The following is a 25444-nucleotide window of genomic DNA, read 5'->3' as shown; positions in this document are numbered from 1 at the left end:
GGAGCAGAAGGGGACCGGCGGGGAGCGCGGCGGGCGGGTAGGGTCCGTGGGGTGGATCGGTACAGCGGCGATGTACTCGCGAAGGGCTGGCAGCAGCAGGGCAGGAAGGTCGCGACGAAGACCCCCGTCGAGCGGGACATGGTGCTCGAGGAGCCCTCGTCCGGCTTCGTGGGCGCGGTCGTGGGCTGGGAGAACGGCGTCGTCGTCCTGGAGGACCGCAGGGGCAAGCGCCGCAGCTTCCCGTTCGGGCCCAACTTCTGGCTCGACGGCTCGCCCGTCGATCTGGTGCCACCGACGCGACCCGCGGCGTCCGCCCGTGACAGGGCCCAGCACTACAACCGGACGCACACGGCGTCCGGCTCCCGCGTCGGGCCCGCTGAAAAGGCGAAGGTGGCGCTGCCCAGCCGCATCTACGTCGAGGGGCGCCACGACGCCGAACTGGTCGAGAAGGTCTGGGGCGCCGACCTGCGCCACGTCGGCGTGGTGGTGGAGTACTTGGGTGGCATCGACGACCTGCCCGCCATCGTGCGCGAGTTCGCGCCGGTCGAGGGACGACGGCTGGGCGTCCTGGTCGACCACCTGGTGCCCGGCACCAAGGAGTGGCGCATCGTCGAGCAGGTCAGCGGAGAGCACGTGCTCGTGACGGGTCACGAGTACATCGACATCTGGGCCGCCATCAAGCCCGCCCGTGTCGGGCTGACACGCTGGCCGGACATCCCGCGCGGCACCGACTGGAAGAAGGGGATCCTGGCGGCGCTGGATTGGCCGCACGCCGACCAGACGGACGTCGCGCGGGGCTGGAAGCGGATCCTCGGTCAGGTCACCGGGTGGAAGGACCTCGACCCCAGGCTCCTCACCGAGGTCGAGAGGCTCATCGACTTCGTCACCGACGACCACCTGGACAGGGAGTCCTGATGCGGACCGAGGACGTCAGCGACCTCATCAAGGACGTCTGCGCGCGGGTGGTCCTGCCCAGGTTCCGCGCACTGGCGCGCCACGAGGTGGAGCAGAAGCGTCCGGGCGACCTGGTGACCGTCGCCGACCGGGAGGCCGAGGCGGAACTCACCGAGGCCTTCCGGCGGGCCATGCCCGGGGTGCTGGTGGTGGGGGAGGAGGCCAGCTTCGTCGACCCCCGGCTCGTCGAGGGCCTCTCGACCGCCGAGCACGCCTGGGTCATCGACCCCGTGGACGGCACCCGCAACTTCGCCTCCGGCAGCATCGACTTCGGCGTCATGGTCGCCGAGGTGCGCCAAGGGGTCGCCATCCGCGGCTGGATCTGGCAGCCCCTCCACGACGCGCTCTACGTCGCCGAGCGCGGCGCCGGTGCCGCGTGCAACGGCACGCCCCTCACCCCGTTGGGACCCACGCCGAGCCCGTGGCGGGTCGCGGTCTGGCCCCGCCTGGCCAGGGAGAGCGCCGAGGGTCTGCGTCTGCGCCCCACCCGCGGCTCCTGCGCGATCGACTACCCGGCGCTCGCCCGCGGTGAACTGGACGGGCTCGCCTACCGGTCGATCCACCCGTGGGACCACTTGGCGGGCACGCTGCTGGTCGGTGAACTGGGCGGGGCGGCGCGGGTCGACGGTCGCCCCTACGCGCCCGGCATCGGCGGGCGCATGCTGTCGGTGGGGCGGTCGGACGCCGTCGTCGCTCAGATGGGGACGGCGCTCGCCTGATTCAGCCGTTGAGCAGCGGAAGCGTCGGACGCCGGCGCGGACGCCCCGCCTCGCGCATGCGCACGAGCGCCTGCGCCACGAACCGCTCGGCGGGTTCCTGCGGCCACGGCCAGTCCGCGGCCCAGGCACCCTCGGCAGGCTTGCCGGCGTCGTACAGCGCCTCGGCACGCTCGTGCAGCCACTGCATCTCGCCGCGCTGCGTGCCGGCCGAATCCATGTTCAGCGCGGGCCCGTGGCCGGGGATGATGGTGCAGTCCCGCGGCATCATGCCCGCGATCCAGTCGAGGCTGGCACCCCACTCACCGGGATGGGAGTCGGGCCCCGCCCACGGCTCTGCCGAGGTCTCCAGCAGGTCACCGAGGAACGCCACCTTGCGCGCCGGGACCACGGCGACGGCGTCGTGGTCGGTGTGCCCGCGTCCGAAGTGGGCGAACTCGACGTGGCAGTCGCCGAGGTTGACCGCTGAGGCCATGTTGAACGTGGTCGAGGGTGCGGCCAGATCGGCGTCCGTCATGCCGAACCGGGCCAGTTCCCCGGCGTCCGGACGGCGCTCCTCGAGCAGCGCGCGGAGCCCTTCGTGGCCGATCGACGCGACGCCCTCGAACCCCGCCAGCCCGAAGAGGTGGTCGTGGTGGGCGTGGGTGACCAGTACATGGGTGATGGGCACTTCGCCCGCCAGGACGCGTGCCGCGGCGAGGATCGCGCGTCCCTGGGTGGGAGAGCTGCCGGTGTCGATGACCACGGCGCCGGTGGTTCCGACCACGAGGCCGATGTTGACCGAGTCCGGCTCGGCGACCGCCACGTAGACGCGATCGGCGACGGGCTTGAACTCGGACAGGCTGAACTCCACCCGGCCACCCTACCGGGGCCCCGGGGGCGCGCCCGGTTCAGACCCGCAGGGAGGCATGGCGTAGACTGGCACTCCGTCATGGTGAGTGCCAAGGAGGTGATGGGAGTGCTGGACGACCGCAAGCTCGCGATCCTGCGTGCGATCGTCACGGACTACGTCTCCAGCCAGGAACCCGTCGGCTCGCGCGCGCTGGTCGAGCGGCACAATCTCAACGTCTCGCCGGCGACGGTCCGCAACGACATGGCGGCGCTGGAGGAGGAGGGCTACATCACCCAGCCCCACACCTCCGCCGGCCGCATCCCCACCGACAAGGGCTACCGCCTGTTCGTCGATCGACTCTCCACGGTCAAGCCCCTCTCGATGGCGGAGAAGCGGGCCATCACCGCCTTCATGGCAGGCGCGCTGGACGTGGACGACGTCGTCCGCCGCACGGTCCAACTCCTCGCCCAGATCACCCGCCAGGTGGCGATCGTCCAGTACCCGGTGCTGTCCTCGCTCGCGGTCCGCCACGTGGAGGTGCTGCGCCTGGGCCCCGATCGCGGCCTGGTGATGTGCGTCTCGACGACCGGGACGGTCGAGCAGCGCCTGGTCGCGCTGCCGCCGGAGGCCGACGGCGACGTCGACCTCAACCTCGTCCGCGAACGTCTGGCCGACCTGCTCATCGGCGCGAGCGCCCGTGAGGCGGTCGACCGACTGGCCTCGTTCGCCGACCCCCTGCCGCCCTCGGCGTCCGCCCTCGCCGCGACCGTGGTCTCGGCGATGCTGGACATCGTCTCCGACGACCCCGGGGCGCGGGTGGCCGTCGCCGGCGTGCCGAACCTCACCCGGTTCGGCGACCAGTACGAGACGACGGTGAAGCCCGTCCTCGAGGCGCTCGAGGAGCAGGTGGTGCTGCTGCACCTGCTCGGCGAGGCCACCTCGACGGCGGACGTCACCGTCCGGATCGGGCACGAGAACGCATACGAACCGCTGCAGTCGACGTCCGTCGTGGCATCGGGCTACGGTTCGGACGAACGCGCATGGGCCACCCTCGGCATCCTGGGTCCCACGCGCATGGACTACCCCTCGGCCATCGCATCCGTGCGCGCTGTCGCACGCTACGTGGGTCGATTCCTCGCTGAAGGCTGACCGCACAGAAGGAATGAGTTGAGCGACTACTACGAGGTCTTGGGTGTTCCCCGGGACGCGACGGGCGACCAGATCAAGAAGGCGTACCGCAAGCTGGCGATGAAGTACCACCCGGACGTGGCGGACGACCCCGCCTCGGCCGACAAGTTCAAGGAGATCGGCGAGGCCTACGCCGTCCTGAGCGACGACAAGAAGCGCCAGATGTACGACCTCGGCGGCAACCCCATGCGGGGTGGGGCCGGCGGTTTCGGGCCGGGCGGCTTCGGCGGCTTCCCCGGCGGCGCGCAGGGCTTCGACGTCGGCGGCCTGTTCGACGCGATGTTCGGCGCCCAGGGTTCCCGGGGGCCGCGCAGCCGGGTCCGCAAGGGGCAGGACGCGCTCGTCCGGCTCAACCTCACCCTGTCGGAGGCGGCCTTCGGCGTCACCAAGCCCATCCGCGTGGACACCGCCGTCATCTGCCCCACCTGCTCGGGCAGGGGAGCCGCGGACGGCACCGAACCGGTGACCTGCACCACGTGCCATGGGGCGGGCGACGTCCAGACGGTTCAGCGCTCGTTCCTGGGCGACATTCGCACCGTCCAGCCGTGCCCCACCTGTCGTGGCTACGGGACGGTCATCGAGCACCCCTGTGGTGAGTGCTCAGGTGAGGGGCGCGTCCGCTCGACCCGCACGATCAACGTCAAGATCCCCGCCGGTGTGAGCACCGGCAACCGGGTCCACCTCGACTCCCAGGGCGAGGTCGGTCCGGGCGGGGGCCCCTCCGGCGACCTGTACGTCGAACTGTCGGTCTCCCCGCACGACGTGTTCAAGCGGGACGGCGACAACCTCGAGATGGTGGCCAGGCTGCCCATGACCGCTGCCGCGCTGGGGACCGAGGTGTGGATCGAGACGCTGGAGGCCGACCTCGAGGGCAACCTGCCCGAAGAGAGCCGGGTGAAGCTCGACGTGCCCGCCGGCACGCAGTCGGGGACACGCCTGGTCATCGCGGGGCGCGGCGTGCCGCGCCTCCGTGGCACCGGACGGGGCGACCTCGGCGTTACCCTGTTGGTGCAGACACCACAGTCCCTGGACGACTCGCAGCGCGAACTCCTCCGCAAGTTGGCGGAGGCGCGTGGGGAGACCCGTCCGGAGGCCACGGTGTCGCGCGGTCAGTCGCACCGGGGGTTCTTCAGCAAACTGAAGGACGCCTTCACCGAGTGACCCACACCCGACGCGACGACCCAGGCGAGGAGTCATGACCGAAGCCCTGTTCCTGACCGACCTGCATTCCCCGCAGGTCGGGGACACCGTCACCCTGTCCGGCGAGGAGGGTCGCCATGCGGCCACCGTGCGCCGGATCCGGGTGGGGGAGACCATCACGGTGGCCGACGGCGCCGGCACCGGCGTCCGGGGCCCCGTCGTGGCGGTCGACAAGGCATCGGTGAGCCTGGAGGTGGCCGAGGTGCTCACCGCGGGCATCCCGTCGATCCGCTACCACGCCGTGCAGGCGCTCGCGAAGGGCGATCGCTCGGAGCTGGCCGTCGAGGTCCTCACCGAGATCGGGGTCGACCGGATCATCCCGTGGCAGTCGAGCCGTTCGGTCGTCCGCTGGACGCACGACCGGCAGGAGCGCCAACTCGGCCGCTGGCGCGCAACCGCGCGCGAGGCCACCAAGCAGAGCCGTCGCCTGCGCGTCCCGATCGTCACGGCGGCCATGCGCACCTCGGAGCTGCTCGAACTCATCCCCGAGATGTCGATCGCGTTCGTGCTCCACGAGGGTTCCGAGTTGACGCTGCGCCATTTCGACCTGCCGACCGAGGGCGACGTGCTCATCATCATCGGCCCCGAAGGGGGCCTCACCGACGAGGAGGTGAGGGACTTCGTCGCGGCCGGCGCCCGCCCGTTGCTCGTCAGCGACGGCGTCCTGCGCACCTCCACCGCCGGTGTCGTCGCGCTCGCGCAGCTCCAGGCCTTCCAGCAGCGCGTCAGCAAGGCCAAGTGACCTTCGGCTTCTCCACCGGCGCGACCCTCCCGAACGGGCGCGGTCGCACCGGTGTCATCAGCACGCCGCACGGTGACATCGCCACCCCCGCCTTCGTCGCGGTCGGCACGAAGGCCACGGTCAAGGCGGTCACGCCCGAGGCCGTCGCCGACCTGGGTGCCCAGGCGGTGCTGGCGAACGCCTACCACCTCTACCTGCAGCCCGGATCCGACCTGATCGACGAGGCCGGGGGACTGGGCCGCTTCATGAACTGGCCCGGCCCCACCTTCACCGACTCGGGCGGCTTCCAGGTGATGAGCCTGGGCGTCGGGTTCCGCAAGGTCCTGGCCATGGACGCCTCGGGTCTGGCCGACGACGAGGTGATCGCTGAGGGGAAGGAACGCCTCGCCCACGTCGACGAGGACGGGGTGACGTTCAAGAGCCACCTCAACGGGGACCTCCACCGGTTCACGCCGGAGGTCAGCATGCGGGTGCAGCACGAGATCGGGGCGGACATCATGTTCGCCTTCGACGAGTTGACCACCCTGATGAACACGCGCGGCTACCAGGAGGAGTCCGTCGCGCGGACGCACCGATGGGCCGCGCGCTGTCTCCGGGCACACCGCGAGCTGACCGACTCCCGGGTGGGCAAGCCCTACCAGGCGTTGTTCGGGGTGGTCCAGGGCGCGCAGTACGAGGACCTCCGCCGACAGGCGGCCCGCGGTCTGGCCGATCTCGAGGTGGACGGCCGGCGATTCGACGGCTTCGGCATCGGCGGGGCGCTGGAGAAGGAGAACCTCGGCACGATCGTGGGCTGGGTGGCGGACGAATTGCCGTTCGACAAGCCGCGCCACCTGCTCGGCATCTCCGAGCCGGACGACTTCTTCGCCGCCGTCGAGAACGGCGCCGACACCTTCGACTGCGTGAACCCGTCACGCGTGGCGCGCAACTCGGCGGTCTACACCGCGGACGGCCGGTACAACCTGCTGGCCTCCGTCAACCGACGCCACCTCGGCCCCATCGAGGAGGGGTGCGACTGCCACACCTGCACCCACTACTCCCGCGCCTACCTGCACCACCTGTTCAAGGCCAAGGAGATGCTGTCGGCGACCCTCGCGACCATCCACAACGAGCGCTTCACGGTGCGCCTGGTCGACGACATCCGTGCCTCGATCGAGCAGGGACGGTTCGACACCTTCCGGGCCGAGTTCCTCGGGCGCTTCTACGCCCGGCGTTGAGCGTCCCCGAGCACTACTATTTCGCCGGAGCCCACACCCTGTGGCGCGAGGAGGACACGAGCCCATGCTGACCGTCACCAGCGGCCACCGCAGTGACGTGGGGCGCGTGCGCCACCACAACGAGGACAGCGTCCTGCTCGGTGAGCGGCTGTGGGCCGTGGCCGACGGCATGGGCGGCCACGCGGCCGGGGACGTCGCCAGCGCGATGGTCATCGACGGCCTGGTTCCGCTGGCACGCAGGGACGACCTCGACCCCGCCGGCCTCGTCGCCGCGCTGCACGCTGTGAACGACCGCATCCTCGCCCACGGCCAGGAGCACCCGTCGGCCCGCGGCATGGGCAGCACGGTCACCGGGCTGGCGGTGGTGGCGGTCGGAGGTGAGGCGCACTGGGCCGTCTTCAACGTCGGCGACAGCCGCGTCTACCGGCTGTCCGGCGGCGAGCTGGCCCGAGCCACGGTCGACCACAGTGAGGCCGAGGAGCTCATCCTGGAGGGGGTCATCACCGCCGAGCAGGCGCGCACCCACCGCTCCCGCAACATCGTGACCCGCAGCCTCGGCCAGCCGGACACCCCCGACGTCGACCTGTGGCTGTTGCCCCAAGTGCCGGGGGACCGGTTCCTTCTCTGCTCCGACGGGCTGAACGGTGAGCTCACCGACCCCGAGATCGAAGCGATCCTCTCCGCCCACGCGGATCCCGCCGAGGCGGCATCCGCCCTGGTCAACGCGGCGGTCGAGGCCGGGGGGCGCGACAACGTCACCGCCGTCGTCCTCGACGTCGGCGAGGTGGGGCAGGGTCAGGCGTAGTCGGGTTCGCGGCCCTTCACGGCCTTGATGACACGGTAGGTGACCGGCAACAGCAACACCTCGACGAGCACCTTGTAGACGAACCCGACCACGATGTAGTTCACCAACGAGGGGAGCGGGATCGAGCCGCCGCCCATGAAGGCGCCCAGGGGGCCGAAGGCGATGGTGCAGAAGATGAGCGTGTCGACGAACTCGCCGACGACCGTCGAGGTGACCAGCCGCACCCACAGGCTCCGCTCGCCGAAGTGCGCCTTCAGGCGGACGAGCACCCACGCGTTCAGCAGCTGCCCCGCGACGTACCCCAGCAGGCTGGCCAGCACGATCCGCGGGACGAAGCCCAGGACCAGCACCCACGACTCCTGGTTCGGCCAGTCGGACGCCGGCGGCGCGGCTCCCACGACCAGGAAGGTCACGCTCATCAGGGCGGACATCACGAACCCCACCACGATGGCGCGCCTCGCCCGGCGCAGGCCGTACACCTCCGCCAGGACGTCACCCAGCACGTAGGTCAGCGGGAACAGGAAGGCGCCACCGTCGGTGATGATCGGCAGCACGGGGAACCCGGCCACCTCGACCGACGGGCCGAACTCGATGAGCTTGGTCGCGCCGATGTTGGAGATGAGCAGCAGCGCCACGAACACGGCCACCACGATGTCGTAGTGGCCACGGCCACCGGAGGCATGGGCCGGCGCGACGTGCCGGAGATCGGATCTGGTCACGGGCAGAGATGCTAGTGGTCCCTGCCGTGTTCCCTCGCGCAGGTGAACTTCAGGTGGCAGGATCGGTGCATGAGCGAGAACGCATACACGGACCAGCCCTCCGGCGGCGAGGACAACCTGGAACAGCTCCAGCAGTCCGACACGCTCATCGACCGCGGGGTCGACGACGTGTTGGACGAGGGTTACATCGCCCCGGACCACTGGTCGCCCGCGCAGGGCTTCGGCAACACGCCCGAGGAGATGCGCCAGGGGGAGACGCTGGAGATGCGGGTCAGGCAGGAGGAGCCGGAGGCCACGGCGCCGGACGACTCCCCCTGGAACCCCGACGGTGAATCCCGCGAGGTCGGCTCGGTGCGCGCCGGACGCCTCGTGGACGCCAACCACGGCGTCAGTGGCGCGGACACCACCCACGAGATGGTGGCCGCCGCCGTGGGCATTGACGGGGGAGCGGCCTCCGCAGAGGAGGCGGCGATGCACATCATCGAGCCCGAGGACGACGACGACGTCGAATGACGCCCGCGGCGTACACTGGCGAGAACGCACGGCGGTCGAGACGCGGCCGTCCCTGACACTGGAGGCACCACCCTGTCGACCGAGTCCAGCACGTTTCCCACCGCGACCCGGCGCGTGACGATCCCCGCGTCCATCCCGATGGTGAACATCGTCGGCCCACGTGACGCCTTCCTGCGCCTCCTGGAGCGCATGCTGGATGCGGACGTCCACGTGCGCGGCAACGAGGTCACCCTGTCCGGCACCCCCGCGGGGGTCACCCAGGGCGCCGAGGTGCTGACCGAGATGGTGACCGTCGTCCGCACCGGACAGGGCCTCACGGAGGACGCCGTCGAGCGGATCATCACCATGACGGGCATGACCGGCGAGCTGCACCCGGCCGAGGTGCTCACCCAGAGCATCCTGTCCTCCCGGGGCAGGACCATCCGGCCCAAGACGCTGAACCAGAAGCGGTACGTGGACGCCATCGACGCCCACACCGTCGTGTTCGGCATCGGCCCGGCCGGCACCGGCAAGACCTACCTGGCCATGGCCAAGGCCGTCCAGGCCCTGCAGGCCAAGGAGGTCAACCGCATCATCCTGACCCGGCCCGCGATCGAGGCCGGCGAGCGCCTCGGCTTCCTGCCGGGCACGCTCAACGACAAGATCGACCCCTACCTCCGTCCGTTGTACGACGCGCTGCACGACATGGTGGACGCCGAGTCCGTCCCGAAGCTGCTCACGGCCGGGACGATCGAGGTCGCCCCGCTGGCGTACATGCGCGGCCGGACCCTCAACGACGCGTTCATCATCCTCGACGAGGCGCAGAACACGTCGATGGAGCAGATGAAGATGTTCCTGACACGCCTGGGCTTCAACAGCAAGATCGTGGTCACGGGCGACGTCACCCAGGTCGACCTGCCCGGGGGGATGAAGTCCGGTCTGCGCGAGGTCCAGTCCATCCTGGACGGCGTGGAGGACATCGCGTTCTGCCAGCTCACGAACCACGACGTCGTCCGGCACCGCCTCGTCGGCAGGATCGTCGCCGCCTACGACCGCTACGACGCCACGCTGCCGCAAGCGCCGCACCGACCCCGGAAGGATCGCGCATGATCGACCTCAACAACGAGTCCGGCGTCGAGGTCGACGAGAAGCGCCTCGTCCAGCTCGCACTGTTCGCCATGGAGGAGCTCCGGATCCACCCGCAGGCGGAGCTGTCGATCCTGCTGGTGGACGAGAAGACCATGGCCGACTACCACCTGCGCTTCATGGACCTGCCCGGCCCCACCGACGTCCTCAGCTTCCCGATGGACGAACTGCGTCCACCGGCCGACGACGAGGAGCCCCCGCTGGGCCTGCTCGGTGACATCGTGCTCTGCCCGACCGTGACCGCCGCGCAGGCGGCCGAGAACGGCCGGACGCCGGACTCCGAGGCCGACTACCTGCTCGTCCACGGGCTCCTCCACCTGCTCGGCTTCGACCACGCCGAACCGGAGGAACACCAGGTGATGTTCGGCCTGAACGACCGCATCATCGCCGCCTGGGACGCCTCCCGCGCCTGACGGGGCGTCCGGACGGCCCGCCAGCTAGACTGACGTGCGTCGCCTACGAGGAGTCGTGAACACAAGCCTTGTCAGAAACTGAGTGGATCCTGCTCGGGATCGCCCTCGCCTGCGTCCTCATCGCGGGGTTCGTCACGACGGTTGAGAGCGCACTGCAGTCGTTCAGCAAGTCGCGGGCGGAGGGGCACGTCAAGGACGGGGCGCGCAACGCGGAGCGTCTGCTGCAGGTCATGCAGGATCCGGCGCCCTATCTCAACACGGCCCTGTTCCTGCGCCTGGTGTTCGAGATCAGCGCGATCGTTCTCGTCGGGGTGGTGGTCTTCGGACGCTTCGACCCCCTCTGGCAGCGCATCCTGTGGACGGTCCTGCCGATGACGATCGTGTCGTTCGTGCTGCTCGGCGTCGCCGCACGCACGCTGGGGCGCCAGCACGCCGACTCCATCGCCCTGCGTTCGGTCGGCCTCATCTCGATCCTCACCACGGTGATCGGTCCCGTCCCGCAGCTGCTGATCATCCTCGGCAACCTCGTGACGCCCGGCAAGGGCTTCATCGACGGCCCGTTCACCTCCGAGGCAGAGCTCCGCGAGCTCGTCGACATGGCCGAGGCGTCCGACCTGATCGAGGCCGGCGAGCGCCGGATGATCCACCAGGTGTTCGAGCTGGGCGACACCATCGTCAAGGAGGTGATGGTGCCGCGCACCGAGATGGTGTGGATCGAGGGCGGCAAGACGCTGCGGCAGGGTCTGTCGCTGGCGCTGCGCTCGGGCTACTCCCGCATCCCGGTGATCGGCGACGACGTCGACGACGTGCTCGGCATCCTGTACCTCAAGGACCTCATCCGCCGCAGCTACGACAACCCGAACTCCCAGAGCGCCGAGACCGTCGACTCGCTCATGCGCCCGCCGACGTTCTGCCCGGATTCCAAGCCGATCGACACCCTCCTCAAGGAGATGCAGCTGACCCGCAGCCACGTGGTGATCGTGGTCGACGAGTTCGGCGGGACCGCAGGCCTGGCCACCATCGAGGACATCCTGGAGGAGATCGTCGGCGAGATCGTGGACGAGTACGACGAGGAGATCCCGCCCTTCGTCCAGTTGGCCGACGGGCGCTTCCGCGTGTCCAGCCGCCTGCCCGTCGACGAGCTCGGCGAGTTGTTCGGCCTCCGTGTGGACGACGACGACGTGGACACGGTGCTCGGCCTGATGGCCAAGGAACTGAACAAGATCCCGATCCCGGGCTCGGTCGTCGTCTGGGAGGGCATCGAGCTGGTCGCCGAGCGCGCCTCCGGACGCCGCCACTCCGTCCGGACCGTGGTCGCCGGCCTGATCGACGAGTCCGCCGACTCCGAGGTCGCCGTGGACAGGATGGTCGAACTGGCCGCCGCGTCCGCCAACGAATCCGGAGGCCGCCGACTCGAGGTGCGCTCCCCGGTCACGCCTTCGAAGGAGGACGCATGACGGACGACGAGAGCCCCCTCGAGGAGGGCTTCGACACCGAGGGGCTGGACGCCGCCGAGCTGGCCCTGCTGAAGCAGGCCGGCGCGCCGGCACCGGGGCCGATCCCGTACAAGAAGGGCCACCGCTCGGGCTTCGCCTGCTTCGTCGGTCGCCCCAACGCCGGCAAGTCGACGCTGACGAACGCGATCGTGGGGGAGAAGATCGCGATCACGTCGTCCAAGCCGCAGACGACCCGCCGGATCATCCGTGGCGTCCTCACCACGGACGACGCGCAACTCGTCCTGGTCGACACGCCCGGCCTGCACCGTCCCCGCACGCTGCTCGGTGAGCGCCTCAACGACCTCGTCCACGAGACCTGGGCCACGGTCGACGTGATCGGCGTCTGCCTGCCGTGCAGCCAGCGCGTCGGCCCCGGTGACGAGTACCTGCTCAAGGAGATCGCAGCGCTGCCCAGGCGCCCCAAGCTCGTGGCTCTCGCCACCAAGACCGACCTCGTGAGCCGCGAGCGGATCGCACAGCACCTGGTCAGGATCGCCTCGCTGGAGGAGGAGCTCGGCATCCGGTGGGAGAGCATCATCCCGGTGAGCGCCCTGACCGGCGACCAGGTGCAGATCGTGGTGGACGAGCTCATGACGCACCTGCCCCCCGGACCCCCGCTGTTCCCCGAGGGAGAGGTGACCGACGAGCCCGTCGAGACCCGCATCGCCGAGTTCATCCGCGAGGCCGCCCTCGAGGGCGTCAGCGAGGAGTTGCCGCACTCCATCGCGGTCGTCATCGACGAGATGAAGCTCCGGGAGGACCGCCCCGAGGACAAGCCGCTCATGGACGTCTTCGCCAGCATCGTGGTGGAGCGGGAGTCCCAGAAGGGCATCATCATCGGCCACCGTGGGCAGCGCCTCAAGCAGGTCGGCCAGGATGCCCGACTCCAGGCCCGCGAGCTGTTGGGCATGCCCGTCCACCTGTCCCTGCACGTCAAGGTCCTACCGGACTGGCAGCGGGACCCCAAGTACCTCAACCGGCTCGGCTTCTGACCCCTCCTTCCCGCTTTACGATGGCGTCGGGAGGGGGCCGATGAACACGACCGACAGGCGGTTCGACCTGCGGCGTGTCGGTGTCGCCCTCGCCGTGCAGGTGCGCCAGGGCGGACGCCGGGTGGGCGGCTCGTTCGTCCCGATCCTCCAGGCGGCGATCGGGGCCGCGGTCGCGTACCTGGTCGCCGAGCAGCTCTTCGGCCGGACCAACCCCCTCTTCGCACCGATCGCGGCCTGGGTCTGCCTCGGTTTCAAGGCCGACCGGGTGCCCCGCAAGGTGGCCGAGCTGGGTATCGGTGCGACCGTCGGCGTGCTCATCGGTGAGGCGGCGGCGATGTACCTCCAGGTCGGCTGGTGGCAGATCGGTCTCACGCTGTCCGTCGCGGCCCTGGTCGGCCGCCTGCTGGACCGCGGCGACCTCACCACCATCCAGGCGGGCGTGAACGCGGTCGTGGTCGTGGCGATGTCGTGGTGGGAAGCGACACTGGGCGGGGTCACCGGACGCTGGATCGACGCGCTGGTCGGCGCCGGGATCGCCTTCGTCGTGGCCGTCCTGCTCCCGCGCCACCCCAGCTCACGACCCCGCCGCTACGCACGATCGGCGTTGAGTGAGTACGCCACCCTGCTGAACCTGGTCGGCCGCGGGCTGCGATCCGCCGACCCGGAACTGTTGAGGGACGCGCACGCCCAGCGCCACGCCCTGGCCCAGGTGGTGCTCGCGTGGGAGGAGACCCTGGCCACCGCCCGCGGCGTCGTCGCGCTGAACCCCAGCCTGTGGCGGCACCGGGTCGAGGTGGCGGAACTGAGCCGGTTGTTCCGGCTGATGCAGCGATCGCAGCGGTCGTCCTACATGCTGGCCCGCCAGGGGCAGGCGATGGCGGAGGAGGTGGGCGCGATGCGGGACATCGGCACGATGCTGCTCGACATCTCCACGGCGGTCCACGCCCTCGCCGGCTCGGTGGGCCACTGGCAGCGTCCCCAGCGGGCGCGCGCCCTGCTGCTCGACATCGCGAGCCGGGCAGCGCCGTCCGCGGTCGAGGGTGAGGACTGGCGCCCGGTCGCGCTGATGTCGCTCATGCGTGCGATCGTCGTCGACCTGCTCCAGATGACCGGGTTGTCCCGGGACGAGGCGCGCGACTCCCTGACCGACACCTGGGGACGCCCCTTCGGCGGCACGGACGCCGAACTCCCCCCGGGCCGGGGTGACGACGACGCCTCACCGGTGTGGGGCTGAGGGGTGTGCGAGCGCGCCGTTCCCGCGACGTCCGCGTGTCGGACGCCGAGGGCGACTTCTCGTCGGGGTGTAAGGTACCGCCATGGCTTGGGCGAACCTGCTTCTTGGTCGCCGCAGCGAGGCCTAGGGCTCCTCACCGACGTCGGCGAGGTCGAGCCGGTCGGGCTTCCTCGTTGCGGAGAGTCTCCACGCGCCTGGCATCCCCATCACGGCCTTCCAATGTGAGGAAAATCGATGACGAGCAACACCTTCGGCACCCGGGTCCAGACGGGGGCCCCGGTCCAGCAGCCCAGCCCCATGCCCTTCCACCGCTACACCGCCTTCGAGCCGGTCGACGTCCCCGATCGCACCTGGCCGAGCAGGAAGATCACCCAGGCCCCGCGCTGGCTGTCCACGGACCTGCGTGACGGCAACCAGGCCCTGATCGACCCGATGACCGTCTCCCGCAAGCTCAAGATGTTCGATCTGCTGGTGGGGATGGGGTACAAGGAGATCGAGGTGGGCTTCCCGTCCGCGTCCCAGACGGACTTCGACTTCGTCCGCCGCCTGGTCGACGAGGATCGCATCCCCGACGATGTCCAGATCTCCGTGCTGACCCAAGCGCGGGAAGACCTCATCTCCCGCACCGCCGAGTCACTGGTCGGCGTCAAGCGGGCCAACATCCACCTGTACAACGCCACGGCCGAACTGTTCCGGCGCGTCGTGTTCGGTATCGACGAGAAGCAGACCATCGCGATGGCGACCCGCGGCACCGAGATGGTCATGAAGTATGCCGAGCAGTTCCTGGGCGACGTCGAGTTCGGCTACCAGTACTCCCCGGAGATCTTCACCCAGACCCCGACCGACTTCGCCGTCGAGGTGTGCAACGCCGTCGCCGACGTCTGGCAGCCCGGCCCCGACCGCGAGATCATCTTCAACCTGCCCGCCACGGTGGAGATGAGCACGCCCAACACGTACGCCGACCAGATCGAGTACTTCGGCCGGCACATCCGCAACCGCGAGCACGTCGCCATCTCCCTGCACCCGCACAACGACCGCGGGACGGCCGTCGCCGCGTCCGAACTCGGCATGATGGCCGGCGCGGACCGCGTCGAGGGCTGCCTGTTCGGCCACGGTGAGCGGACGGGCAACGTCGACCTGGTCACCCTGGGCATGAACCTGTTCAGCCAGGGCGTCGATCCGAAGATCGACTTCTCCGACATCGACGAGATCCGTCGCACCGTCGAGTACTGCACGGGGCTGCCCGTCCACCCGCGCCACCCCTATGCCGGCGACCTCGTCTACACGGCCTTCTCCGGCTCGCACCAGGACGCCATCAAGAAGGGCCTGGAGTCGCTGGAGAAGAAGGCCGCGGAGCAGGGGAAGACGATCCACGAGATCCCGTGGGAGGCGCCCTACCTGCCCATCGATCCTCACGACGTGGGCCGCACCTACGAGGCCGTCATCCGGGTGAACAGCCAGTCCGGCAAGGGCGGCATGGCGTACATCATGAAGAACGACCACAAGATGGACCTGCCGCGCCGTCTGCAGATCGAGTTCAGCCGCGTCGTCCAGCGCCACACGGACGCCTCCGGCACCGAGGTCACGCCCGACCAGATGTGGTCCATCTTCGAGGCCGAGTACTTCGGTGACCTGACGCCGATCGAACTCATCTCCTACAAGTCGTCCGCCGACAACGGCTCCTACTCCATCGAGGCCGTCCTGCGGCGCGACGGCCGGGAGAAGACGGTGACCGGTGAGGGCAACGGACCGCTGTCGGCGTTCGTGGACGCCCTCGTGCTGGCGGGGCACCCCGTCCGGGTCCTGGACTACTCCGAGCACGCGCTGAGCGAGGGCGGCGACGCGCTGGCGGCGGCCTACGTCGAGGTCGAGGTCGGGCAGGGTGACGACACCCGCGTCCTGTGGGGCGTCGGGCGGCACAGCTCGATCGTGACCGCGTCCCTGAGGGCCGTGGTGAGCGCGATCAACCGTTCGGACCGTCCCGACTGAGGACCCGCTCCGGTGTTTCATCCATGGGACGCCCCGCCGACCAGGGCGGGGCGTCCCTAGACTTCAGACGCTCGGGCCATCGTCCGCGCATGTGCACCACACCGAAGGAGAATCCATGGAACTCAGCCCCACCCTGCAGGAGGAGTTCGACATCGTGGTCCGCCGCAACCCAGGCGAGGCGGAGTTCCACCAAGCGGTCCGGGAGGTGCTGGAGTCGCTCGACCTCGTCGTCAAGAAGCGGCCGGAGTATGTCGAGTACGGCATCATCCCGCGTGTCTGCGAGCCCAACCGCCAGATCATCTTCAAGGTGAACTGGCAGGACGACAAGGGGCGCGTGATCACCAACCGCGGCTTCCGCGTCCAGTTCAACTCGGCGCTCGGTCCGTACAAGGGCGGCCTGCGGTTCCACCCCAGTGTCTACCTCGGCATCATCAAGTTCCTGGGCTTCGAGCAGATCTTCAAGAACGCCCTCACCGGCATGCCCATCGGCGGCGCCAAGGGCGGCTCGGACTTCGACCCCAAGGGCAAGTCCGACCACGAGATCATGCGCTTCTGCCAGGCCTTCATGACCGAGCTCTCGGGCCACATCGGCCACGACATCGATGTGCCCGCCGGCGACATCGGCGTGGGTGGCCGTGAGATCGGCTTCATGTTCGGCCAGTACAAGCGCATGACCGGCCGCTACGAGTCGGGCGTGCTGACCGGCAAGGGCCTCACGTGGGGCGGGTCGCGGGCACGCACCGAGGCGACCGGCTACGGCACCGTCTTCTTCGCCGACGAGATGCTCAAGCTGAGCAACGAGAGCTTCGACGGCAAGAAGGTCGTCATCTCGGGCTCCGGCAACGTCGCCATCTACGCGATGGAGAAGGCCCAGCAGCTGGGCGCCACGGTCGTGGCGATGTCCGACTCCAGCGGCTACATCGCCGACGAGAACGGCATCGACCTGGCCCAGATGCAGGAGCTCAAGGAGGTTCGACGGGGCCGCATCGGCGAGTACGCGGAGGCCAACCCGTCGGCACGCTTCGTCCCCAATGGCATGATCTGGGAGGTCCCCTGCGACATCGCCCTCCCGTGTGCCACCCAGAACGAGCTGTCCATCGGTGGCGCCCGCGCGCTCATCAAGAACGGCACCACGCTGGTCGCCGAAGGCGCCAACATGCCCTCGACGCCCGACGCGATCCGCGCGTTCAAGGATGCCGGCATCCGCTTCGCGCCGGGCAAGGCGGCCAACGCCGGTGGCGTGGCCACCTCCGCGCTGGAGATGCAGCAGAACGCCTCGCGTGATTCCTGGAGCTTCGAGCACACCGAGGCCCGCCTCAAGGAAATCATGGTGGGCATTCACGAGCGGTGCGCCGAGACCGCCGAGGAGTACGGCAAGCCCGGCGACTACGTCCTGGGCGCCAACATCGCAGGCTTCACCCGTGTCGCCGACGCGATGATGGCCCTCGGCGTCATCTGACGCGCTCTGGTGGGGAGGGGCGGGCGGCGGAAGCCGTCAGCCCCTCCCCACGCGCATGAGGGACTGGCCCACGGTCCCGGCCCGCCACGAGACCCAACGGGGGGACGTGCGAGGTACCCGGGTACCATCGGACGCCGTGACAGAGCCTGACGGACGCATCGACCCCGCTGACCTCGCCACCACCCTCCGGGTGCTCGGCATGCTCCACCAGGTGCCCGAGGACCACCCTGACCTGGTGGCCGTCCAGCACGCCTCGGGCCGCCTGCACAAGCTGATCCGCAAACAGCGCCGAAGCGCTGCCAAGCGAGCGGCCAGGGCGCCGCTGCTGGCCCATGACCAAGCGGTGCTGGACGCCACGGCGACCGGGAACCCGCAGCGCATCGACGACGAGACCCGCGGCATCCCGCTCACCTCGTCCGCCCCCGGCGCCATCGCCGGTGAACTCCGGATCTCCCGCGGCTGCTACATCTGTCACGCCAAGTACACGACCGTGGACGCCTTCTACCACTGGTTGTGCCCGGACTGCGCGGCCTCCTCCCATGCCAAGCGCGACCAAGGCACCGACCTCACCGGACGCCGGGCGCTGCTGACGGGGGGACGGGCCAAGATCGGCATGTACATCGCCCTGCGCCTGCTGCGCGACGGTGCCGACCTGACGATCACCACGCGGTTCCCGAAGGACGCGGCCCGCCGCTTCGCCGAGTTGTCGGATTCACCCGAATGGCTCGACCGCCTGACGGTGGTCGGCATCGACCTGCGCGACCCCACCCAGGTCGTCGCCCTGGCCGACGAGGTCGCCGCGCGCGGACCGCTCGACATCCTCATCAACAACGCCTGCCAGACGGTACGGCGCTCGCCGGGGGCGTACGCCCACCTCGTCATGGGGGAGCGGACGCCCCTGGCTGCCGGCCCCACGCCGAGGATGATCACGTTCGACCGGGTCAGTGAGGCCCACCCCGCCGCGCTGGCGGGCACCCTGCGCTCGGGCGAGTACCCGCACGCGCTCGACGCCACGACCCTCGACGTGGCGGCCCTGGCGCTCAGCGCGGGGTCGGCCTCGCTCGCGGCACACCGTGCCGGTACCGCCGTCGACGCCGGCGGGCTGTTGCCCGACCGTGCGACGACGAACAGCTGGACGGCGCTGGTCGACGAGGTGGACGCGCTGGAGATGCTGGAGGTCCAACTCTGCAACCAGATCGCACCGTTCCTCCTGGTCAGCCGCCTGCGCCCGTCGATGCGTGCAGCGGTGCAGCGCGGAGCCCGTCGCGCCTACGTGGTCAACGTGTCCGCGATGGAGGGGCAGTTCTCCCGCCGCTACAAGGGCCCCGGCCACCCGCACACGAACATGGCCAAGGCAGCCCTGAACATGCTCACCCGGACCTCGGCGTCCGAGATGTTCTCCACCGACCGGATCCTGATGACGGCGGTGGACACCGGCTGGATCACCGACGAGCGCCCGCACCAGACGAAGCTCGACATCGCCGCCGAGGGATGGCACGCGCCGCTCGACCTCGTCGACGGGGCGGCGCGGGTCTACGACCCGATCGTCCGCGGCGAGGCGGGCGAGGACCTGTACGGCGTGTTCCTCAAGGACTACGCACCGCACCCGTGGTGACGCACAGGACGCGCTGGGTGACGATGTCCGACCACAGGCACAGGTCGTCGAAGCGCGCCACGTGCACCACGTCGGTCAGGTCGGGGTCCGCGTCGGGGACCAGGTCGAGCAACTCGTTCGGGCGCCCCGGGACCAAGCCCGGGTTGAAGACGACACCCGGGCGGTCGTCGAACACGGCCGCGTAGAAGATGCCGGTCTCCACCAGGTCCTGGAAGAAGTGCGACCCGTAGGAGAGTTCGGGGCGGAAGCTCCCGGCCGCGTCCGTGGCCTCGACCAGGGCGTTCGCGTGGTTGATCTCGGCGAACCTCACCGGGACGCCGAGCGACTCCGTGGTCGTGCCCCATCGGCCCGGCCCCAGGAGCATGAAGGAGGAGTCCTTCAGGGTTCGGTTCAACTCGCCGACCAGGCGCGCGACGGCGTGCCGCTGGGGGGAGCCGAGGCGGAGGTAGGCCTGTGCGCGGACCATGACCACCCAGTCCACGGGCAGGCAGACGTTGCCGCCCATGAACTCCCGTGAGGAGAAGAGCACGCCCGCCTCGTCCGACACCTCCGGGAGGGCGACCGGTTGGCCCGGCCCGCGCGTCTGCAGAGGGCGGCACTGGACGATGCCGACGCGCGGGTCGCCGTTCATCACGTTGACGGTGAACTCGACGTCCACGGGGTAGTCGTAGGCCTGCGACAGCATCGCCAGGGCGTCCCGCATGAGGCCGGGGAACGCGGTCTCACCGAGCAGCCCGCGGAAATCGGCGAGCACCGGCGTCGTCCTGAGCTGGCGTCCGCGCTCGGCCATCGCGCGCAGCACGGCCGTGTCGGGGCTGGTGAAGAGCGACCAGTCGGCTCCGATGTCGGTCTTCACCAGTTCGTCGAGGGGGACGGCCGCCTTCCGGCCGGCGGCGAGGTCGAGCACGTCCACGCGGCGCTGGCTGAAGGACGAGAGGTCCTCGGGGTCGGACAGGCGTCCGTTCAGCGGGTCGGCGAGCGCGACGATGCGGGCGTGGTCGCTGTTGGTGCGGTCCACGGCCCGGGTGCCGAGCCCCATCACCAGGCGCAGCATGCCGGCGTCCGCGTCGACGTTGGCATCCCAGGTGTACAGGTTGGACGAGTTCGCCACCCCTGCCGCGTGCGGGAAGAACAGGTGGCCGCGATGGTCGCCGGACACGCGCTGCACCAGGATCGCCATCTGCTCGTCCACCTCCGCCAGGCCACGGGTCACCCGGTAGCGCAGCGCCTCCTCGCTCATGGCGGAGGCGTACACGGCGCGGACGGCGTCCAGCAGGGCGTGGAGCCGTTCCTCCGGTGAACCCTGGTTGGTGAGGAAGAAGCTGTCGTACTTGCCGGCGAAGGCGTTGCCGAAGTTGTCCTCCAGCAGCGAGGAGGACCGGACGATGATCGGTGCCTGCCCGAAGTGCTCGAGCATGTCCAGCAGCTGCTCGCGGATCGACACCGGGAACCGTCCGGTCGGCATCAGGTCGTGCAGGGCCGCGCCGGCCGAGAGGAACGTCTCGGGGTGGCTCTGCTCGAGGCGGTGCTCCCACCACCCGTTGCTGACGAGGTAGTGGTAGAACACGTCCGCGCCGATGTGGAAGGAGTCGTGCGGCTCGAGGTGCTCGGCGAACCGGTCGTCGATGTCGTCCATCAGGATCGCGCGCGCGGTCAGCATGCCGACCGCCTTGCCGCCGATGTGCCCGGTCCCGATCAGGCGGGTCGCCATCACCAGCAGGTCGTCCAGGGACAGGTGCCGGCGGGCCAGCCCCGCCATCCGGCCGTCGTCGCGGCCCAGCAGCGCGTCCGCGAGGACGGCGTGGGCGTCCCGCTGCTCGGCGAAGCCGCCGTCCAGGGCCTCGAACGCCTCGTCGACCAGGCGCGTCCAGTGGTCCGGACGCCGGCGCATCCGTCCGCGCGTCGAGGCCAGACGCGCCGAGTTGGCCGACGACGTCACCGGGATCGCCTTCGGCCCCGCGATGCGGTGGGGGAAGAACATGGTCGCCGAACTGCGTCCCTCGACCTTGAGCGGGTGGACATAGGTGTCCTCGCCGACGACCTGCAGGTCGAACAGCACCTGCGTCGTCTCCCGGATGCCGGCCACGGTGGCGGCGCTCACCTCGTCGCGCAGCAGTGGGAAGTAGGCGACGGTGTCCATGTCGTAGAGCACCGGGCAGGTGACCTTGAAGAAGCTCGTCAGCAGCAGGTCGGAGTGCCAGGCGTCCAACAGGGACGCCAACGAGTCGAACACGTAGAACGCCAGCGGCCCGGCCTTCCAGATGAGGTCGTGGACGGCGATCGCGAACGGTTCGAATCCCTCGGTGGGGTCGAGACGGTGGACCTCGACGTCCCGTCCGTGCAGCAGCGGGGGATGGTCGGCGAACCGGACGTACACCAGCTGGCGCCCCTCCAGGCGGGCGCTCTCCACGTAGGGGGCCAGCACGCGCTGGAAGTCCGCCATGTCATCGCAGTGCCACACGACGTTGTCGCCGATGCGGAGACTGTCGATCGCGGCGTCCAGGCCGCCGATGCCGGTACTGACACGTGTGGACTTCATCGCGCCCTCTCTCGGTGTTCCGGTCCACCGTAGCCCCGGAGAAGGTGCTGGAGCCGCGGACGCCGATAGGATCGCACCCATGTCCAAGGTCCTCATGAAGCTCCCGGTGGGGGAGAAGGTCGGTCTGGCCTTCTCCGGTGGTCTCGACACGTCGGTCGCCGTCGCGTGGATGCGCGAGAAGGGGGCGATCCCGTACACCTACACCGCCGACATCGGCCAGTACGACGAGCCGGACATCGCGTCGGTGCCCGGGCGTGCCGCCCAGTACGGCGCCGAGGGCGCACGCCTGGTGGACTGCAAGTCCGAGCTGGTCAACGAGGGTCTCGTCGCGCTGATGTGCGGCGCCTTCCACATCCGCAACGCGGGCGTCCCGTACTTCAACACCACGCCGCTGGGCCGCGCCGTGACCGGCACCATGCTGGTCCGCGCCATGCGCGCGGACGACGTCCACGTGTGGGGCGACGGCTCCACCTACAAGGGCAACGACATCGAGCGGTTCTACCGCTACGGCCTGCTGGCCAACCCGCAGCTGCGCATCTACAAGCCGTGGCTGGACGAGGACTTCGTCAATGAGCTCGGTGGGCGCGACGAGATGAGCGCGTGGCTCTCGGCGCGCCAGCTGCCCTACCGCGACTCCCAGGAGAAGGCCTACTCCACCGACGCCAACATCTGGGGCGCCACCCACGAGGCCAAGAAGCTGGAGTACCTCGGCACTGGCATGGACATCGTCGAGCCGATCATGGGCGTGGCCCACTACCGCTCCGACGTCGAGATCGCCACCGAGGAGGTGTCGGTCGCCTTCGAGCAGGGCATGCCGGTGCGCATCAACGGTCGGACCTTCCCCGACGCGGTCGCCCTCGTGGACGAGGCCAACCGGATCGGCGGACGCCACGGCCTGGGCATGTCCGACCAGATCGAGAACCGCATCATCGAGGCCAAGAGCCGCGGCATCTACGAGGCTCCGGGCATGGCGCTGCTGCACATCGCCTACGAACGCCTGGTGAACGCGATCCACAACGAGGACACCGTCGCCAGCTACCACAACGAGGGACGCAAGCTCGGCCGCCTGCTGTACGAGGGTCGCTGGCTCGACCCGCAGTCGCTCATGCTGCGCACCTCGCTGCAGCAGTGGGTCGCCTCCGCCATCACCGGAGAGGTCACGGTGCGCCTGCGCCGGGGCTGGGACTACACGATCGTGGACACCACCGGCCCCGCGCTGTCCTACCACCCGGAGAAGTTGTCGATGGAGCGAGTCGAGGACGCCGCCTTCGGCCCCGTCGACCGCATCGGCCAGCTGACCATGCGCAACCTCGACATCGCCGACACCCGCACCCGCCTGGAGCAGTACTCGCAGCTGGGCCTGGTCGGGGGCGCCATCTCGGAGCTCGTCGGCGAACTCGGGACGGGTGAGGCCGCCGCGATCACGGCTGGCGCCGAAGGGGCGCCCTCCGCGATCGACGACGCCCAGTTCGTCTCCGGCATGGAAGCCGGCACTGACTGACGTGGAGCTGGGCGACGTCGCCTGGGGCGACGTGGTCTCCGACGACGACGGTGTCCTGGTCGTGCGCGGTCACGTCGGCGACGACCCGGTCGTCGTGAAGCGCTACGCCGAGCCCCGGCTGGCGCGCGAGATCGCCAACCACCAGTTGTTGGAGTTGCTCGGGGTCCCGACGCTGCCCGTGCTCGGTGCGGGGGAGGACTGGCTCGTGCTGGCCGACCTGGTCGATGCCGGGTACCGGCACGGGACCCCGGACGACCTGTTCGACCCGCGGATCGCGCGCCTGCTGGCCCGCTGGTACGACCAACTGCACGCGGCGGGGGAATCGGTGCCGGACGCCGCCCTCGCCGGCTTGTGGACCGAACTCGACGTCGTGGACGCCGACGGCCTCGCCGGCGTGGCGGCGCGGTGGCCGGAGCTCGCGCTCCAGGTCGCCTGGGCGCAGGATCGCCTGCCCGAGTGGCGCCGCGTGCTGGCCGACCTGCCGCGCACGCTCACGTACAACGACTTCTGGTACACCAACCTCGCCGTCTCCTGGGATGGTTCCTCGGCCCTCATGCACAACCACGGCCTCCTCGGGGCCGGGTTGCGCGTCGGCGACGTCCGCAACGTCACCGTGGCGATGTCGGACGCCGCGGCGTCCGCGTTCCGCGCGGAGTACGAGCGGCTGGCCGCGGCCCGCGGCGTCCGGCTGGATGCCGGGGCCGTCGAGTTGGACGAGGCCCTCGGCCACCTGGCCGCGCTCATCCTGGCCAGCCAGGCGGACGCGACCCCCGCGTGGGCGGAGGCGTCGCTGGAGTGGCTGCGTGCCCGAGCGTGATCGCGGGCGGTCGCTGGACCGGGAGATCCTCTCCTTGGCGGTGCCGGCCTTCGCGACCCTGATCGCCGAACCACTGCTGGTGCTCGCCGACACCTGGATCATCGGGCACCTCGGCACGCCGCACCTGGGAGGCCTGACGCTGGCGTCCAGCGTGCTGACCCTCGCGGTCGGACTGTCGGTCTTCCTCGCGTACGGCACCACCGCGACGGTCTCGCGGCGGCTGGGAGCGGGCGACCGGGCCGGCGCGCTGTCCGGTGGGATCGACGGGTTGGGGCTCGGCCTCCTGATCGGGCTGGCCATCGCTTCGGTGCTGGTGCCGGGGGCCGGATGGGTGGTGTCGCTCTACGGCGCAGCGCCCGAGCCGACCGCGCTCGGGGCGTCCTACCTGCGGGTCGTGGCGCTCGGCCTCCCCGCGCAGTTGCTGATGCTCGCCGCCACCGGCGTGCTGCGCGGTCTCCAGGACACCCGGACGCCCCTGCTCGTGGTCGTCACGATCAACCTGCTCAACATCGGGTTGAACGTCGCGCTCGTCCACGGCGTGGGTCTGGGCATCGTCGGCGCGGCGCTGGGCACGGTGCTGTCCCAGTGGGTGGGGGCCTCGATCATGGGCGGGGTGGTGCTGCGCGCGGCGCGGCGCGCGGGCGTCCGGCTGGGGTTCGCCCCTGCGGGTGTGCTCGCCGCGGCGCGGCTCGGTTCGTGGCTCGTGCTGCGCAACGCGGCGCTGCAGGCGGCCCTGCTGCTGACCACCTTCACCGCCGCCGGCCTCGGGACGACGCAGCTGGCGGCCCACCAGGTCGTCGCCACGGTCTGGTCGACGGTCGCCTTCGCCCTGGACGCCTTCGCCATCGCCGCACAGGCGATGGTGGGGCTCCGTCTCGGCGCCGGCGACCGGACCGGGGCCCGTGGCGTCCTCGGCCGGGTGCTGGTGTGGGGTGTGGGCTTCGGCGGGCTGATCGGCCTCCTCCTGGTGGTGGCCCACGATCCGCTGCCCGGGGTGTTCAGCCCGGACCCGGCCGTGCAGGACGCCGCGGGCGCGGCCCTGCTCGTGCTGGCGGTCCTGGCCCCGATCGGCGCGATCGCCTACCAGTTGGACGGCGTCCTGATCGGCGCCGGAGACGCCCGGTTCCTGGCCCTGGCCGGCCTGTTCACCACGACCGTGTACGCGCCCCTGGCCCTGGCCGTCCAGGCGACCGGGTCCGGGCTGGTGTGGCTGTGGGTGGGGTACGGCGCGTGGCTCGCCTCGCGGGGGATCGTCCTGGGCCTGCGCGCCCGGTCGGACGGCTGGCTGCGACTCGGCGTCTGATCCTCTTGGCGAGAGGGCTTGGGATAGGCTGGACGAAACCACTGAACACGATGCGGTGGGGTCACTCATCGAGGA

At 70.2% G+C, this 25444-nt stretch carries 22 protein-coding genes; 19 read left to right on the top strand and 3 right to left on the bottom strand.

Annotated features, from left to right (window positions below):
• The first annotated feature begins 51 nt into the window (after window positions 1-51).
• Together AC5YDA_RS00410 and AC5YDA_RS00405 are read left to right on the top strand one after the other, a co-directional pair.
• Window positions 52-915: a DUF3097 domain-containing protein gene (locus AC5YDA_RS00410; RefSeq protein WP_496187909.1), complete on the top strand. Its 864-nt coding sequence runs from the start codon at window positions 52-54 to the stop codon at window positions 913-915.
• Window positions 915-1673, top strand: a complete 759-nt coding sequence (locus AC5YDA_RS00405) for an inositol monophosphatase family protein (RefSeq protein ID WP_496187908.1) — start codon at window positions 915-917, stop codon at window positions 1671-1673. Before AC5YDA_RS00410 ends, AC5YDA_RS00405 begins: the two co-directional genes overlap by 1 nt.
• Before the next feature lies 1 nt (window position 1674).
• Here AC5YDA_RS00405 and AC5YDA_RS00400 read toward each other — a convergent pair whose 3' ends face one another.
• Window positions 1675-2523: an MBL fold metallo-hydrolase gene (locus AC5YDA_RS00400; RefSeq protein WP_496187907.1), complete on the bottom strand. Its 849-nt coding sequence runs from the start codon at window positions 2521-2523 to the stop codon at window positions 1675-1677.
• A gap of 105 nt (window positions 2524-2628) precedes the next feature.
• On the opposite strand from AC5YDA_RS00400, the gene hrcA reads away from it, so the two are divergent.
• From hrcA to AC5YDA_RS00375, 5 genes are all read left to right on the top strand, one after another.
• The gene (gene hrcA / locus AC5YDA_RS00395) at window positions 2629-3651 is read left to right on the top strand and encodes a heat-inducible transcriptional repressor HrcA (protein ID WP_496187929.1); all 1023 of its coding nucleotides are present in this window, start codon (window positions 2629-2631) and stop codon (window positions 3649-3651) included.
• 18 nt (window positions 3652-3669) lie between these two features.
• Window positions 3670-4851, top strand: coding sequence for a molecular chaperone DnaJ (gene dnaJ / locus AC5YDA_RS00390; protein ID WP_496187906.1), 1182 nt, complete (start codon window positions 3670-3672; stop codon window positions 4849-4851).
• A gap of 34 nt (window positions 4852-4885) precedes the next feature.
• Window positions 4886-5632, top strand: a complete 747-nt coding sequence (locus AC5YDA_RS00385) for a 16S rRNA (uracil(1498)-N(3))-methyltransferase (protein WP_496187905.1) — start codon at window positions 4886-4888, stop codon at window positions 5630-5632.
• Window positions 5629-6849 (top strand): tRNA guanosine(34) transglycosylase Tgt, encoded by a 1221-nt coding sequence (gene tgt, locus AC5YDA_RS00380; protein WP_496187904.1) that lies wholly within the window; start codon window positions 5629-5631, stop codon window positions 6847-6849. Before AC5YDA_RS00385 ends, tgt begins: the two co-directional genes overlap by 4 nt.
• A gap of 64 nt (window positions 6850-6913) precedes the next feature.
• Entirely contained in the window at window positions 6914-7654 is a 741-nt protein-coding gene (locus tag AC5YDA_RS00375; RefSeq protein WP_496187903.1) for a PP2C family protein-serine/threonine phosphatase, read from the top strand.
• Here the strand turns inward: AC5YDA_RS00375 and AC5YDA_RS00370 are convergent.
• Window positions 7645-8373 (bottom strand): queuosine precursor transporter, encoded by a 729-nt coding sequence (locus AC5YDA_RS00370; protein ID WP_496187902.1) that lies wholly within the window; start codon window positions 8371-8373, stop codon window positions 7645-7647. The genes AC5YDA_RS00375 and AC5YDA_RS00370 overlap by 10 nt on opposite strands.
• A 69-nt stretch (window positions 8374-8442) precedes the next feature.
• Here AC5YDA_RS00370 and AC5YDA_RS00365 point away from each other — a divergent pair, with 69 nt between their 5' ends.
• From AC5YDA_RS00365 to AC5YDA_RS00325, 9 genes are all read left to right on the top strand, one after another.
• On the top strand, window positions 8443-8886 hold the full coding sequence (locus tag AC5YDA_RS00365) for a DUF5709 domain-containing protein (RefSeq protein ID WP_496187901.1): 444 nt from the start codon (window positions 8443-8445) through the stop codon (window positions 8884-8886).
• A gap of 138 nt (window positions 8887-9024) precedes the next feature.
• Complete coding sequence (locus tag AC5YDA_RS00360) at window positions 9025-9975, top strand: PhoH family protein (RefSeq protein WP_496187928.1); 951 nt, start codon at window positions 9025-9027, stop codon at window positions 9973-9975.
• Window positions 9972-10424 carry an rRNA maturation RNase YbeY gene (ybeY, locus tag AC5YDA_RS00355; RefSeq protein WP_496187900.1) on the top strand — a complete coding sequence of 151 codons (453 nt, stop codon included), beginning with the start codon at window positions 9972-9974 and terminating at the stop codon, window positions 10422-10424. Before AC5YDA_RS00360 ends, ybeY begins: the two co-directional genes overlap by 4 nt.
• A gap of 68 nt (window positions 10425-10492) precedes the next feature.
• Entirely contained in the window at window positions 10493-11881 is a 1389-nt protein-coding gene (locus tag AC5YDA_RS00350; protein WP_496187899.1) for a hemolysin family protein, read from the top strand.
• Window positions 11878-12912, top strand: coding sequence for a GTPase Era (era, locus tag AC5YDA_RS00345; protein ID WP_496187898.1), 1035 nt, complete (start codon window positions 11878-11880; stop codon window positions 12910-12912). Before AC5YDA_RS00350 ends, era begins: the two co-directional genes overlap by 4 nt.
• Before the next feature lie 40 nt (window positions 12913-12952).
• The gene (locus AC5YDA_RS00340) at window positions 12953-14146 is read left to right on the top strand and encodes an FUSC family protein (protein ID WP_496187897.1); all 1194 of its coding nucleotides are present in this window, start codon (window positions 12953-12955) and stop codon (window positions 14144-14146) included.
• Between the two features lie 234 nt (window positions 14147-14380).
• Window positions 14381-16135: a 2-isopropylmalate synthase gene (leuA, locus tag AC5YDA_RS00335; RefSeq protein WP_496187896.1), complete on the top strand. Its 1755-nt coding sequence runs from the start codon at window positions 14381-14383 to the stop codon at window positions 16133-16135.
• 115 nt (window positions 16136-16250) lie between these two features.
• Window positions 16251-17594: an NADP-specific glutamate dehydrogenase gene (gene gdhA, locus AC5YDA_RS00330; protein ID WP_496187895.1), complete on the top strand. Its 1344-nt coding sequence runs from the start codon at window positions 16251-16253 to the stop codon at window positions 17592-17594.
• A 136-nt stretch (window positions 17595-17730) separates the two neighbouring features.
• Window positions 17731-19209, top strand: coding sequence for an SDR family NAD(P)-dependent oxidoreductase (locus AC5YDA_RS00325; protein WP_496187894.1), 1479 nt, complete (start codon window positions 17731-17733; stop codon window positions 19207-19209).
• Here the strand turns inward: AC5YDA_RS00325 and AC5YDA_RS00320 are convergent.
• Window positions 19181-21748, bottom strand: coding sequence for a PEP/pyruvate-binding domain-containing protein (locus tag AC5YDA_RS00320; protein ID WP_496187893.1), 2568 nt, complete (start codon window positions 21746-21748; stop codon window positions 19181-19183). The two genes, AC5YDA_RS00325 and AC5YDA_RS00320, sit on opposite strands and share 29 nt — an antisense overlap.
• 70 nt (window positions 21749-21818) lie before the next feature.
• Between AC5YDA_RS00320 and argG the strand changes: the two genes are divergently transcribed.
• The 3 genes from argG to AC5YDA_RS00305 are packed head-to-tail and all read left to right on the top strand — an operon-like array spanning window position 21819 to window position 25369.
• A complete protein-coding gene (gene argG / locus AC5YDA_RS00315; RefSeq protein WP_496187927.1) occupies window positions 21819-23249 on the top strand; it encodes an argininosuccinate synthase in 1431 nt (476 codons plus the stop codon).
• A 1-nt stretch (window position 23250) separates the two neighbouring features.
• On the top strand, window positions 23251-24066 hold the full coding sequence (locus tag AC5YDA_RS00310) for a hypothetical protein (RefSeq protein WP_496187892.1): 816 nt from the start codon (window positions 23251-23253) through the stop codon (window positions 24064-24066).
• Entirely contained in the window at window positions 24053-25369 is a 1317-nt protein-coding gene (locus AC5YDA_RS00305; protein ID WP_496187891.1) for an MATE family efflux transporter, read from the top strand. The genes AC5YDA_RS00310 and AC5YDA_RS00305 overlap by 14 nt, the downstream gene beginning before the upstream one ends.
• Window positions 25370-25444: the final 75 nt, after the last annotated feature.

The sequence above is a fragment of the Propioniciclava sp. LT294 genome, from assembly GCF_059516005.1.
Note: the sequence above shows the minus strand (reverse complement) of the source record. Positions and strands in the feature narration are given on the sequence as shown.

Coding starts and splice junctions, on each gene's coding strand:
- AC5YDA_RS00405 (WP_496187908.1), top strand. CDS start 915: ATGCGGACCGAGGACGTCAGCGACCTCATCAAGGACGTCTGCGCGCGG.
- AC5YDA_RS00385 (WP_496187905.1), top strand. CDS start 4,886: ATGACCGAAGCCCTGTTCCTGACCGACCTGCATTCCCCGCAGGTCGGG.
- AC5YDA_RS00375 (WP_496187903.1), top strand. CDS start 6,914: ATGCTGACCGTCACCAGCGGCCACCGCAGTGACGTGGGGCGCGTGCGC.
- AC5YDA_RS00365 (WP_496187901.1), top strand. CDS start 8,443: ATGAGCGAGAACGCATACACGGACCAGCCCTCCGGCGGCGAGGACAAC.
- AC5YDA_RS00360 (WP_496187928.1), top strand. CDS start 9,025: ATGGTGAACATCGTCGGCCCACGTGACGCCTTCCTGCGCCTCCTGGAG.
- ybeY (WP_496187900.1), top strand. CDS start 9,972: ATGATCGACCTCAACAACGAGTCCGGCGTCGAGGTCGACGAGAAGCGC.
- era (WP_496187898.1), top strand. CDS start 11,878: ATGACGGACGACGAGAGCCCCCTCGAGGAGGGCTTCGACACCGAGGGG.
- AC5YDA_RS00340 (WP_496187897.1), top strand. CDS start 12,953: ATGAACACGACCGACAGGCGGTTCGACCTGCGGCGTGTCGGTGTCGCC.
- leuA (WP_496187896.1), top strand. CDS start 14,381: ATGACGAGCAACACCTTCGGCACCCGGGTCCAGACGGGGGCCCCGGTC.
- gdhA (WP_496187895.1), top strand. CDS start 16,251: ATGGAACTCAGCCCCACCCTGCAGGAGGAGTTCGACATCGTGGTCCGC.
- AC5YDA_RS00320 (WP_496187893.1), bottom strand. CDS start 21,748: ATGAAGTCCACACGTGTCAGTACCGGCATCGGCGGCCTGGACGCCGCG.